We start from the raw sequence: 12,986 nt of genomic DNA on the forward strand, positions 1-12,986 counted from the left end.
AACCGCAACGCCGCCGGGCGTCGTCCGGGCCCGCCGCAGGCCGGCCAGGTCTTATGAAACAGGCCCTAGCAGTTGGCGGCCGACCACGCAGCGGTTGGTGAACTTCTGGCATCTTCTGTGAAACCGGCCACGGGACCGAGGCGGAAATGCCTGCGGGATCCGCACGGCGTAGCCTGGGAACCGTCCAGTTCGCGCTCCCTAACCGGGCGCGAGGGACGCACCGCGTGCCACACAAACCCGCGTGAAAGAGGCGATTACCGGCCGTGTCGACCCAGCAGACTTCGCAGGAGAACCCACTAGCGGGTTTCGGCCCGAATGAGTGGATCGTCGAGGAGATGTACCAGCGCTACCTCGCCGACCCAACGAGCGTCGATTCGGCCTGGCACGACTTCTTCGCCGACTACCGACCGGCGCCCGGAGCGGCCACCCCGCGTGGGGCCGAGTCGTCGGACAAGCCAGCCGCCGCTCCCGAGCCGGACGGCCAGCCCGAGGCTGCCGCCAAGGTGACTCAGTCGAGCACCACGGCGAAGCCGGCGAGCGCGCCGGCCGACGCGAAGCCGGCCGCCGCCCAGTCGGCACCGGCCAAGCCCGCCGCGACCAAGGCCGCGCCGGAGAAGGCCGCACCGGCCAAGCCGGCCGCCAAGGCCGCCGCGCCGACCGCTGACGGTCCGCAGACCACGCCGCTGCGTGGCGTCGCCGCGAAGATCGTCCAGAACATGGACGCCTCGCTGAGCGTGCCCACCGCGACCAGCGTCCGCGCGGTCCCGGCGAAGCTGCTGGTCGACAACCGCATCGTGATCAACAACCACCTCGCCCGGGGGCGCGGTGGCAAGGTCAGCTTCACCCACCTGGTCGGCTACGCGATGGTCCGGGCGCTGGTCCAGCACCCGGAGATGAACAACTCCTTCGCCGAGGCCAACGGCAAGCCGGCGGTGGTCCGCCCGGCACACGTCAACCTCGGCATCGCGATCGACCTGGCCAAGCCGGACGGCAGCCGAAACCTGGTGGTCCCCTCCATCAAGGGCTGCGAGCAGATGGACTTCCGGCAGTTCTGGCAGGCGTACGAGGACGTGGTCCGACGGGCGCGGCGCAACGAGCTGACCATGGAGGACTACTCCGGCACCACGATCTCGCTGACCAACCCGGGCGGCATCGGCACCGTGCACTCGATGCCGCGGCTCATGCAGGGGCAGAGCGCGATCATCGGCGTCGGCGCGATGGAGTACCCGGCCCCCTACCAGGGCATGTCCGAGGCCACCCTGGCCGAGCTGGCCGTCAGCAAGATCATCACGCTGACCAGCACGTACGACCACCGGATCATCCAGGGCGCGCAGTCCGGCGAGTTCCTCAAGGTCATGCACGAGCTGATCCTGGGTGAGCACGGCTTCTACGACCAGATCTTCACCGCGCTGCGCATCCCGTACGAGCCGGTGCGCTGGATGCGCGACGTGGCGGTCAGCTCCGAGGGGCAGATCAACAAGACCGCCCGGGTGCACGAGCTGATCCACGCGTACCGGGTGCGCGGTCACCTGATGGCCGACACCGACCCACTCGAGTTCAAGATCCGCAAGCACCCCGACCTGGACGTCCTCCAGCACGGGCTGACCCTGTGGGACCTGGACCGGGAGTTCCCGGTCAACGGCTTCGCCGGCCGCCAGCGGATGAAGCTGCGCGAGATTCTCGGGGTGCTGCGCGACTCGTACTGCCGCCGGGTCGGCATCGAGTACATGCACATCCAGGACCCGGAGGAGCGGCGCTGGGTCCAAGAGCGCATCGAGCGCAAGTACGAGAAGCCGTCGGCAGACGAGCAGAAGCACGTGCTCAACCGGCTCAACGCCGCCGAGGCGTTCGAGACCTTCCTGCAGACCAAGTACGTGGGCCAGAAGCGCTTCTCGCTGGAGGGTGGCGAGTCGCTGATCCCACTGCTCGGTGAGGTCCTGGAGTCCTCCGCCGAGAACGGCCTGGACGAGGTCGTCATCGGCATGGCCCACCGGGGTCGGCTCAACGTGCTGGCCAACATCGTCGGCAAGCCGTACGAGAAGATCTTCTCGGAGTTCGAGGGTCACCTGGACCCGCGCTCGACGCAGGGCTCCGGCGACGTGAAGTACCACCTGGGCCAGAACGGCAAGTTCACCACCCCCGACGGCGAGCACGCGGTCAAGGTGTCGGTGGTGGCCAACCCGTCGCACCTGGAGGCCGTCGACCCGGTGCTGGAGGGCATCGTCCGGGCCAAGCAGGACCGGATCGACCTCAAGCTGGAGGGCTACACGGTGCTGCCGCTGGCGGTGCACGGAGACGCCGCGTTCGCCGGGCAGGGTGTGGTCGCCGAGACCCTCAACCTGTCGCAGCTGCGCGGTTACCGCACCGGTGGCACCGTGCACGTGGTGGTCAACAACCAGGTCGGCTTCACCACCGCCCCGGAATACAGCCGGTCCAGCCTCTACAGCACCGACGTGGCCCGGATGATCCAGGCGCCGATCTTCCACGTCAACGGCGACGACCCCGAGGCCGTGGTCCGGGTTGCCCGGCTGGCCTTCGAATACCGGCAGACGTTCAACAAGGACGTCGTGATCGACATGGTCTGCTACCGCCGGCGCGGGCACAACGAGGGCGACGACCCGTCGATGTCCAACCCGCAGATGTACAAGATCATCGACTCGAAGCGTTCGGTCCGCAAGCTCTACACCGAGGAGCTGATCGGTCGCGGCGACATCACCGTGGAGGACGCGGAGGAGCTGCTCCGCGACTACCAGGCGCAGCTGGAGAAGGTCTTCAAGGCCACCCGGGACGCCGCCTCGGCACCACGCCAGCTCAACCGGCCGCGCCGCGAGGAGGAGCCGGAGCCGCAGGTCGACACGGCCACCGACGCGTCGGTGGTGAAGGCCATCGGCGAGGCGCACATCAACCTGCCGGAGGGCTTCACCCCGCACAAGCGGATCCAGCAACTGCTCGACCGGCGGGCCAAGATGTCCGTCGAGGGCAACATCGACTGGGGCTACGGCGAGATCATCGCGTTCGGGTCGCTGCTGCACGACGGGATCACCGTCCGGCTCGCCGGTCAGGACTCACGTCGCGGCACGTTCGTCCAGCGGCACGCCTCGGTGGTCGACTCCCGCACCGGGGACGACTACCTGCCGCTGAAGTCGCTCACCGGCGACGGTGAGCGCTCCCGGTTCTTCGTGCACGACTCGCTGCTCAGCGAGTACGCGGCGATGGGCTTCGAGTACGGCTACTCGGTGGAGAACATCAACGCCCTCGTCGCCTGGGAGGCCCAGTTCGGCGACTTCGTCAACGGCGCCCAGTCGGTGATCGACGAGTTCATCTCCTCGGGTGAGGTGAAGTGGGGCCAGCGCTCCGCCGTCACCCTGCTGCTGCCGCACGGCCACGAGGGCCAGGGCCCGGACCACACCTCCGGGCGGCCGGAGCGGTTCCTGCAGATGTGCGCCGAGGACAACATGCGGGTGGCCATCCCGACCACCCCGGCGAACTACTTCCACCTGCTGCGCCGCCAGGCCCTGTCACCCAAGCGCAAGCCGCTGGTGGTGTTCACGCCGAAGTCGCTGCTGCGGCACAAGCTCTGCGTCTCCTCGGTGGAGGACTTCACCACCGGCACCTTCCAGCCGGTGCTGCGGGACACCGCCGCTCCGGCACCGGAGGCGGTGAAGCGGGTGCTGCTCTGCTCGGGCAAGGTCTACTACGACCTGTTCCAGGCCCGGCAGGAGCGCGGCGTCACCGACACGGCGATCCTCCGGATCGAGCAGCTGTACCCGCTGCCGGTGGAGGAGATCCGGGCTGCGCTGGCGCAGTACCCGAACGCGGAGGACTTCGCCTGGGTGCAGGAGGAGCCGGCCAACCAGGGTGCCTGGTCGTTCGTCGCGCTCAACCTGCTGGAGCACCTGACCGACGTGCGCCTGCGGCGGATCTCCCGCCCGGCCGCGGCCGCCCCGGCGGTCGGCTCGGCCAAGACCCACGAGGTCGAGCAGACCGCGCTGATCGAGGCGGCTCTCCCCCGCCCGTGACCTGACCGCACCACGCGAGCCGGGGCAGGGCCGTTTCCACGGTCCTGCCCCGGCTCGCGTCGGTCCACCCGCCCGGCCAATGCCGGGCCGAGCACGAGGACGCACCCATGTACTTCACCGACCGTGGCATCGAGGAACTGGTCGAGCGCCGAGGCGACGAGCAGGTGACCCTGGAGTGGCTCGGCGAACGCCTGCGCGATTTCGTCGACCTCAACCCCGACTTCGAAACCCCCATCGAGCGGCTGGCCACGTACCTGGCCCGCCTGGACGATCCCGACGACGACGACGCATGATTCCGTTCCGCCCCCGGTGATCAAGAGCTTTCGGTCACCATGGGGGCCGGAACTGACGCGAACGTCTTGATCACCGAGTGTGGGGTGGGGGTGGGGTTGTGGCTCGGAGTGTTTACCTGACCAGCGTCGGTTCTGGTGGGGGGAAGTCGACTGTCGCCCTCGGGCTGGCAGAGCTGTTGTCGCGGCAGGTGGGGCGGATCGGCGTCTTTCGGCCACTGGTGGCCTCCAGCGGCGCGGACCCGATCCTCGCCCTGCTCAGCGAGCGGTACCGGGTCGAGGTGCCCCTCGCCGAACTGGCCGGGGCCACGTACGCCGAGGCGGCGACGCTGGTCGCCGACGGCCGGCGTGAGGAACTGATCTCCGCCGTCGTCGAGCGGTACCGGGCGGTGGAGCGGCAGTGCCCGGCGGTCGTCGTGGTGGGCAGCGACTTCGACGACCCGGGCGACCCGGCCCACCCTCGGGAGCTGGCCTTCAACGCCCGGCTGGCCATCGAGTTCGGCAGTGTCGTGGTGCCGGTGGTGGACGGCTTCGGACAGGAGCCGGCCGCCGTGGCGGCGGCGGTGCGGGGGGCGTACCACGACCTGGCCGACCTGGGCGCGACGGTGCTCGCGGTGATCGCCAACCGGGTGACCGAGCCGATGACGTTGCCGGACCTGCCGGTCCCCGCGTACGCCATCCCGGAGGTGCCGAGCGTGTCGGCGCCGACGGTGGCCGAGGTGGCGGCGGCGCTCGGCGCCACACTGCTGGCCGGGGACGACGCCGCCCTCGGCCGGGACGTGCTGGACTTCGTGGTCGGTGCCGCGCACGTACCGACCCTGCTGGACCACCTCACCGAAGGCGCCCTGGTAATCACCCCCGGGGACCGGGCCGACCTGCTTGTCGCCGCGAGCGCCGCGCACGTGGCCGGGCAGGTGTCGGTTGCCGGGCTGGTACTCACCCTCGGCGAGCAGCCCGATCCCCGGGTCATGCGCTTGGTGGAGGGCCTGAACACCGGGTTGGCGGTGCTCTCCGTGGGCAGCGACAGCTACGACACGGTGGCCGCGTCCAGCCGGATCGAGGGTCGGCCCAGCGCGGCCAACCCGCGCAAGGTGGAGGCGGCGCTGGGCGCGTTCGAGCGCTGCGTCGACACCGACGACCTGGCCCGCCGACTGCGGGTCAGCCGCTCGGCGCGGGTCACCCCCCTGATGTTCGAGAACGAGCTGATCGACCGGGCCCGTTCGCACCGTCGGCACCTGGTGCTGCCGGAGGGCGCCGAGGACCGGATCCTGCGGGCGGCGGAGATCCTGCTGCGGCGTGGCGTGGCCGAGCTGACCCTGCTGGGCCGGCCGGACGACATCGCCCGCCGGACCCGTGAGCTGGGCATCGACCTCGGCGACGCGAACGTGGTCGACCCCGTCACCAGCGGCTGGCGGGACGAATTCGCTGTCGAGTACGCGCGGCTGCGCGCGCACCGGGGCGTGACCGCCGAGCTGGCGCACGACATCGTGGCGCAACCCAACTACTTCGGCACGCTGATGGTGGCGACCGGACGAGCCGACGGAATGGTCTCCGGCGCCACGCACACCACCGCCGCGACCATCCGACCGGCGTTCGAGATCATCCGTACCGTGCCAGAGGTCTCGGTGGCCTCCAGCGTCTTCTTCATGCTGCTCGCGGACCGGGTGCTGGTCTACGGCGACTGTGCCGTCAACCGCGACCCGGACGCCGCGCAGCTCGCCGACATCGCGATCTCGTCGGCCGACACCGCCGCCCGGTTCGGCATCGAACCCCGCGTGGCCATGCTGTCGTACTCCACCGGCAGCTCCGGCGCCGGTGAGGACGTGGAGAAGGTCGCCGCGGCGACCGCCCTGGTCCGGGAACGTCGGCCCGACCTGCTGGTCGAGGGGCCGATCCAGTACGACGCGGCGATCGACCCGGCGGTGGCGGCGACGAAGCTGCCGGGCAGCCCGGTCGCCGGTCACGCCACGGTCTTCATCTTCCCGGACCTGAACACCGGCAACAACACGTACAAGGCCGTCCAGCGCTCCGCGGGGGCGGTCGCCGTGGGCCCGGTGATGCAGGGCCTACGGCGGCCGGTGAACGACCTGTCCCGGGGCGCGGGAGTGCCGGACATCGTCAACACGGTGGCGATCACGGCCATCCAGGCGGCCACCGAGGAGGCGTCGTGAGTCAGGTGCTGGTGCTCAACTGCGGGTCGTCGTCGGTCAAGTGGCGACGCTACGACGGTGACCGGGCCCTCGACCACGGCACCGTCGAGCGGGTCGGTGAACCCGGTGGCGGCCCGGCGGACCACGCCACCGCCGTCCGGCAGATCCTCGACGGCCTCGACCTCAACGGGCTGGCCGCGGTCGGGCACCGGGTGGTGCACGGCGGCCGGAAGTTCAGCGCCCCGGTGCTGGTCGACGACGCGGTCCTGGCGGCAATCAGGGACCTGGTGCCGCTCGCCCCGCTGCACAACCCGGCGAACCTGGCGGGCGTCGAGGTGGCCCGGGCGGCATTGCCGGACATCCCGCAGGTCGCCGTCTTCGACACCGCGTTCCACCACACCCTGCCGGAGGCCGTCGCGACGTACGCGATCGACCGGGACGTCGCCGAGCGGTACGACATCCGCCGGTACGGCTTCCACGGCACCTCGCACGCGTACGTGTCCCGCCGCACCGCCGAACTGCTGGGCCGCCCTTACGACGAACTGAACACGATCACCCTGCACCTGGGCAACGGGGCCAGCGCCTGCGCGGTGGCGAACGGTCGCAGCGTCGCCACCTCGATGGGCATGTCGCCCCTCCAGGGGCTGGTGATGGGCACCCGCAGCGGCGACCTGGACCCGACCGTGATCTTCCACCTGCGCCGGGAGGGTGGGTTGTCGGTCGACGAGATCGACGACCTGCTCAACCACCGCAGCGGCCTGCTCGGGCTGACCGGCGTCAACGACATGCGCGAGGTGCTCCAACGCCGGGCGGCCGGCGACCCGGCGGCGACATTGGCGTTCGACGTGTACTGCCGGCGCATCACCGGCTACGTCGGGGCGTACTACGCCCTGCTCGGCCGCGTCGACGCGATCGCCTTCACCGCTGGGGTGGGCGAGCACGCCGCGCCGGTGCGGGCCGCCGCGCTGGCCGGCCTGGAACGGCTCGGCATCAGCGTCGACGACACCCGCAACGACGGCGAGGGCGACCGGGTGATCTCACCCGACGAGGCCGAGGTGAGCGTCTGCGTCATCCGCACCGACGAGGAGCGGGAGATCGCCCGGCAGACCCGGGATGTGGTGGAGGGCAACTGACCAGGTCAGTTGCGCTTCGATCAGCTCAGCGCGAACCAGGCGACGACAGCCACCACCAGCACGACGACCACCGCGCCCACGATCAGGGGAAGGCGGGACGGGGCGTCCGTCGGCGCTGCGGCCTCCGGCGTCTGGGAGAAGGCACGGAACGCCTCGGTGTTGCCGCTGGGGTCGGTGTAGTTCTCAGCCATGCCGGTGACCCTAGCGAAGCTGGTCACGCCGCACCGTCCCCGGTCCGCGTCGTCCCAAGCTGGACCCGGCCGGCCGACGTGACCCGACCGGGTGGCGGGTACAGCCGGGCCGGACGGTGGGGTGGCTACGCCCGCCCAGGCACCTACCGTGGAACGATGGGGGCGGGGCGGCTGATCGCCGTGCTGATGACGGCGTTGTTGGCGGGTTGCGCGTCGGCGACACCCGAGGCCGACCAGGGCGACGCGCCAGCGTCAGCGCGTCGAGCGCCCGAGGGGTCGTACACCGTCGGCGTGCGTACGCTCACCCTCGATCCGCGCTCGGCACGCCCACTACCGGTGACCATCTGGTATCCGGTGTCGACCGACGGGGTGGCGGCCGGACGGTTCCCGGTGGTGATCTACAGCCACGGGCTGCACAGCCGACCCGATCTGCACGCCGGGCTGACCACCCGCTGGGCGGCGGCCGGGTTCGTGGTCGCCGCGCCCGCGTACCCGCACACCCGGCAGGGTGCCGCCCAGTTCAGCAGGGCCGACGTCCGCAACCAGCCCGCCGACGCCTGGCGGTTGGTCCGGCACCTGGGCCGTCTCGACCGGCGTCGCGACGACCCGCTCGCCGGGCACCTGGACCTGACGGCGGTGGCCGCCGCCGGGCACTCGGCAGGTGGCTTCACCACCTCCGGGATGTTCAGCGAGGGGCATCCGGCCCGGTTACGCGCGGGGATCGTCATCGCCGGCGGTGGGCTGCCCGGCAGCTTCGCGGGGCTGGCCGCGCCGGTGCTCTTCGTGCACGGCACCGCCGACGCGGTGGTGCCCCTGACGGTCGGCCGGGCAGCGTACGGGCGCACCCGAGGGCCGGCCGCGTTCCTCAGCCTGCTGGGGCAGGACCACGGCGCGTACCTGACGCCGGGCCACCCAGGGTTCGCCACTGTCGTCGCCACCACCACCGACTTCCTCCGCTGGACCCTCTACGGCGACCGGGCCGCCGGTGCGCGGCTGCCCGCCGTCGCCCGCTCCCCCCTGACCCGCTACGAGTCCCGCCCCGCCCCGTGAGACCGCCGACGCCGGACGCCCGATGCGTGGACGGACCTACCAGCGCACCCGCCGGTACGGTGGCCCGGTGCACGGGCTGACGCGCCGCCAGTTGGCGAGCATCGCCGAGGTGGTCGGGGTGGCCGGGGCAGCCGGCATCCCGGTGTGGCTGCGGGGCGGCTGGGCGATGGACTTCCAGCTCGGCGCGGTGACCCGTCCGCATGTCGACGTCGACTGGTACTGCTGGCACGAGGACGCGAACCGACTGGCGACTCTGCTGCTGGCCCGTGACTGGCGGCTCGACCCGCGAATGCCGGTGACGACGCAACTCGACCTGTTCACTGCCGACGTGGAAGCCAGCTTCGCGTATCTGGGTCGGGACAGCGACGGTCGACCGACAGTGGGTGGCGGACCGTGGGTCGGCACGCCACTCCCGGCCGGAATGCTGGACGCGCCACCCGGTCGGATCGGCGCGCTCACCGTGCCGACGATCTCGGTGGCAGCTCAGATCGAGTTCAAGCAGATGTACCCGGTCTGGATGCCGGAACGTCCCCGCCGATCGAAGGACGCGGACGATCTGGCCCTGCTGCGTGCCGTTTCTGGTCGATCAGGTCCTCGTACACCCCGACCTTGAAGGTGATCAGGTCCAGGCACTGGGCGAGCCGGCCGAGCTGGGCGGTGACGCGTCCGTGGTGCTCCTGAAGGAGCGCGAGACGTTCCTCCTCGTTGCCCGCGCCCTCACGAACAAGGTCGGCATAGCGGCGGAGCGCGGGCAGAGGCATGCCGGAGGCGCGAAGAATGATGCAGACGGTCAGCCAGTCGACGTCGTCCTGGCTGTAGCTACGACGCCCACCAGCACCACGACGGATCGGGCTGACGAAGACACCCTGCTGCTCGTAGAAGCGGAGCGCGTGCACGCTCAGACCGGTGCGCTCGGCGACCTGCCCGATGCTCAGACTCGCGGTGACGTCAGCCATGCCGAGCAGGGTAACGAGGGTTGACCTAGAGCCGACTCCAGCTCCTAGGGTGCCACGTGATCGTCACTGAAGCGCCAAAGGAGCATCGACATGCGTTATCGCACTCTCGGCGGCACCGGCATCGACGTGAGCACCCACTGCCTCGGGACCATGATGTTCGGTGCCGTCGGCAACCCCGACCACGACGACTGTGTCCGCATCATCCACACCGCGCTCGACCAGGGCATCAACGTCGTCGACACCGCCGACATGTACGGCCGGGGAGAGTCCGAGGAGATCGTGGGCAAGGCGCTGCGCGGGCGCCGGGACGACGTCGTGCTCGCCACCAAGGTGCATTTTCCGATGGGAGAGGGCCCCAACCAGGGTGGCAACTCCCGGCGTTGGATCCTCAAGGCGGTCGAGGGGAGCCTCCGGCGGTTGGACACCGACTGGATCGACCTGTACCAGGTCCACCGTCCCGACCCCTCGACCGACATCGAGGAGACGCTCTCGGTGCTCACCGACCTCGTACGCGAGGGAAAGATCCGCGCTTTCGGTTGCTCGACCTTCCCGGCCGAGGAGATCGTCGAGGCACACCAGGTCTCCGAGCGTCGCGGTCTCGGGCGCCTGCGCAGCGAGCAGCCCCCGTACTCGATCCTGGCCCGGGGGGTCGAGGCCTCGACCCTGCCGGTCTGCCAGCGTTACGGCATGGGAGTGCTGGTCTGGAGCCCCCTCGCCTTCGGGTTTCTCAGCGGCAGGTACCGCAAGAACCAGCCCGTCGACCTCTCGACCGGGCGTGCCGTGCTCCGGCCGGCACAGTTCGATCCCACGATCGCCGAGAACGCCGCCAAGCTCGACATCGTCGAGCAGCTCGTCGACCTGGCGGCGAGCATCGGCTGCACGCTCCCCCAGCTCGCCATCGCCTTCACCGTGGCTCACCCGGCCGTCACGTCGGCGATCATCGGGCCGCGCACCCTGCCGCAGCTGGAGGACCTGCTCAAGGGCGCCACGCTCACCCTGGACGACGCGACCCTGGACCGGATCGACGAGATCGTGCCGCCGGGGACGAACCGGTACAACCCCAACGCCGCCTTCCCCCCACGCGCGCTGACCGATACGGCCATGAGACGGCGTCCCCTCACCGAACGGGCGGCAGCCTGACGCGCGGTGATCGGGCGGGCACACCCTGCCCAAGCCCTCCGGGCGGCACCGCCGGACAGGGCACAATTGAGTTCATGCCCCGTCGCGTGACTCCCGCATTGATGGCCAGCGCCGTGCTCATCGCCGGCCTGATCGGCTGCTCAGCGGACACCCGCCCGAGTGCCGGCGGGCAGACGCCGCCGGCCGAGCCGAAACCCGTCGCCACGCCGACGCCGCAGGTAGCCGCCGGGACCGCCCCGAAGAACACCTTCGCGGTCGGCGTACGCCAACTGAAGCTGAACCGGGACGGCCGGGCGCTGCCGACGACGCTGTGGTACCCGGCGGCCGGGCAGTCCGGCGGCGCGGCCAAGCGGTCCGCCACGGCCGCGGAGGGCCGGTTCCCGGTGGTGATGTTCAGTCACGGGCTGGGTGGGCGGCCGGACGACTACGCCAAGCTGCTGACCCGGTGGGCGGCGGCCGGTTTCGTGGTGGCCGCGCCGACGTTCCCGCACACCTCCAAGGGCGCCGACAACAACGTCCTCGACGTGCTCAACCAGCCGGCCGACGTGTCGTACGCACTCGACCAGGTGTTGGCGCTGGACGGCACTGCCGGCGACGCGTTGCGCGGCCGGTTGGACGGCGAGCGGGTGGCCGCGGCCGGGCACTCGGCGGGCGGGGTGACCACCATCGGTCTCTTCACCGCCGGTCGGGACGAGCGACTGGACGCGGGTGTGGTGTTCGCCGGCACGGCGCTCGGGGTGGGTACGGCGTTCGCCGGTGCGGCGGCACCGCAGCTGTTCGTGCACGGCGAGTTGGACGAGGTGGTCGAGTACGCGGCGGGCAAGGCCGCCTACGACAAGGTGCCCTGGCCGAAGGCGATGCTCAGCCTGCCCAAGGGCGACCACGGGCGGGCGTTGCTCGGCGACAGCGCGACACTGCGGCTGGTCTCGGACACGTCCGTCGAGTTCCTCCGCTGGTCGCTCTACGGCGACCCGGAGGCCAAGAAGCGCATCTCCACGGACGCCACGCGCGGCGACCTGGCCACCTTCGACGACCACCTCTGACCGCCGCGCCGCGCCGCGCGCCCTCAAGATCCGCGCAACATCCGGGATGTTGCTGCCTCGGGACGCCGGGAGGCAGCAGTTTCCCCGATGTTGCGCGGATCTTGACGGGAACGTCGCAGGGCCGGGTGTCAGGCCTCGTGGTCGATGACGACCTTGCCGAAGGCGTCGCCGGAGTGCAGTCGGGCGAAGGCGTCCTCGACCCGGCTGAACGGGATGACGCTGTCCACCACCGGGCGCACCTCGTTCTCGGAGCAGAACGCCAACAGCTCGTACAGCTCGCCGGGCGTGCCCATCGAGGTGCCCAGGATCTCCAACTGCATCGCGAAGACCCGGCGCAGGTTGACCGACGGCTCGTGCCCGGCGGTCGCCCCGGAGACCACGATCCGGGCCATCGGCGCGGCCGACTTCAGTGAGTGGTCGAAGGTGGCCGCGCCGACCGTCTCGATCACCACGTCGACCCGTTCCGGCAGCCGGGCGCCGGGCTCCACGGCGGTGGCGCCGAGGGCAGAGATCCGGTCGCGCTTGGCGGCGTCGCGGCTGGTCGCGTACACCCGCTTGCCCATCGCGACGGCGAGCGCGACGGCCGCGGTGGCCACGCCACCGCCCGCGCCCTGGACCAGCACGCTGTCGGCGTCCGCGATGCGGCCCTTGGTGGTCAGCATCCGCCACGCGGTCAGCCAGGCCGTGGGCAGGCACGCCGCGTCGGTCGCCGCCATGCCGTCGGGCAGCGGGATCAGGTTCGACCGGGGTACGGCCACCCGCTCGGCGAGCGTCCCGGAGAAGTGCTCGGAGAGGATGGAAACCCCACGCGGGTCACCCGGAGTGACGACCACGGGGTACACGACCACCGGGCGGCCCTCCGGGTCCAACCCGACCGCGTCGCAGCCGAGGATCATCGGCAGCTGGGCCTCGGTGAGACCCACCCCGCGCAACGACCAGAGGTCGACCTCGCCGTCCGCGGTCCACGTCTGGCCAGTGTCGGTGTCCTTCACACAGTCGCAGCCCGCGTCGTAC

Annotated in this window: 11 protein-coding genes; 8 read left to right on the forward strand and 3 right to left on the reverse strand. The window is 71.0% G+C overall.

Annotated elements, in window-relative coordinates:
* The first annotated feature begins 263 nt into the window (after window positions 1–263).
* From ACWCO3_RS21855 to ACWCO3_RS21870, 4 genes are all read left to right on the forward strand, one after another.
* On the forward strand, window positions 264–4,019 hold the full coding sequence (locus ACWCO3_RS21855) for a multifunctional oxoglutarate decarboxylase/oxoglutarate dehydrogenase thiamine pyrophosphate-binding subunit/dihydrolipoyllysine-residue succinyltransferase subunit (protein WP_145779135.1): 3,756 nt from the start codon (window positions 264–266) through the stop codon (window positions 4,017–4,019).
* Between the two features lie 107 nt (window positions 4,020–4,126).
* Window positions 4,127–4,312, forward strand: coding sequence for a DUF6104 family protein (locus tag ACWCO3_RS21860; protein ID WP_088987811.1), 186 nt, complete (start codon window positions 4,127–4,129; stop codon window positions 4,310–4,312).
* 98 nt (window positions 4,313–4,410) lie between these two features.
* Window positions 4,411–6,480: a phosphate acetyltransferase gene (gene pta / locus ACWCO3_RS21865; protein WP_450011714.1), complete on the forward strand. Its 2,070-nt coding sequence runs from the start codon at window positions 4,411–4,413 to the stop codon at window positions 6,478–6,480.
* Window positions 6,477–7,592 (forward strand): acetate/propionate family kinase, encoded by a 1,116-nt coding sequence (locus tag ACWCO3_RS21870; RefSeq protein ID WP_423437957.1) that lies wholly within the window; start codon window positions 6,477–6,479, stop codon window positions 7,590–7,592. The genes pta and ACWCO3_RS21870 overlap by 4 nt, the downstream gene beginning before the upstream one ends.
* A 20-nt stretch (window positions 7,593–7,612) precedes the next feature.
* On the opposite strand, the gene ACWCO3_RS21875 is transcribed toward ACWCO3_RS21870, so the two are convergent.
* Window positions 7,613–7,783, reverse strand: coding sequence for a hypothetical protein (locus ACWCO3_RS21875; RefSeq protein WP_167393615.1), 171 nt, complete (start codon window positions 7,781–7,783; stop codon window positions 7,613–7,615).
* Window positions 7,784–7,939: 156 nt separating this feature from the next.
* On the opposite strand from ACWCO3_RS21875, the gene ACWCO3_RS21880 reads away from it, so the two are divergent.
* Entirely contained in the window at window positions 7,940–8,833 is an 894-nt protein-coding gene (locus ACWCO3_RS21880; protein ID WP_355024890.1) for an alpha/beta hydrolase family protein, read from the forward strand.
* 22 nt (window positions 8,834–8,855) lie between these two features.
* Window positions 8,856–9,446 (forward strand): nucleotidyltransferase domain-containing protein, encoded by a 591-nt coding sequence (locus tag ACWCO3_RS21885; RefSeq protein WP_358166033.1) that lies wholly within the window; start codon window positions 8,856–8,858, stop codon window positions 9,444–9,446.
* On the opposite strand, the gene ACWCO3_RS21890 is transcribed toward ACWCO3_RS21885, so the two are convergent.
* Window positions 9,328–9,789 carry a MerR family transcriptional regulator gene (locus tag ACWCO3_RS21890; RefSeq protein WP_145779130.1) on the reverse strand — a complete coding sequence of 154 codons (462 nt, stop codon included), beginning with the start codon at window positions 9,787–9,789 and terminating at the stop codon, window positions 9,328–9,330. The two genes, ACWCO3_RS21885 and ACWCO3_RS21890, sit on opposite strands and share 119 nt — an antisense overlap.
* A 90-nt stretch (window positions 9,790–9,879) precedes the next feature.
* Here ACWCO3_RS21890 and ACWCO3_RS21895 point away from each other — a divergent pair, with 90 nt between their 5' ends.
* Together ACWCO3_RS21895 and ACWCO3_RS21900 are read left to right on the forward strand one after the other, a co-directional pair.
* Entirely contained in the window at window positions 9,880–10,929 is a 1,050-nt protein-coding gene (locus tag ACWCO3_RS21895; RefSeq protein WP_145779129.1) for an aldo/keto reductase, read from the forward strand.
* 74 nt (window positions 10,930–11,003) lie between these two features.
* The gene (locus tag ACWCO3_RS21900) at window positions 11,004–11,972 is read left to right on the forward strand and encodes an alpha/beta hydrolase family protein (protein WP_145779128.1); all 969 of its coding nucleotides are present in this window, start codon (window positions 11,004–11,006) and stop codon (window positions 11,970–11,972) included.
* A 128-nt stretch (window positions 11,973–12,100) separates the two neighbouring features.
* Here the strand turns inward: ACWCO3_RS21900 and ACWCO3_RS21905 are convergent.
* Window positions 12,101–12,986 (reverse strand): zinc-binding dehydrogenase (locus tag ACWCO3_RS21905; protein WP_450011718.1); only part of this gene is annotated, 886 nt, incomplete at its 5' end.

This window comes from Micromonospora sp. NPDC002411, from assembly GCF_053592955.1.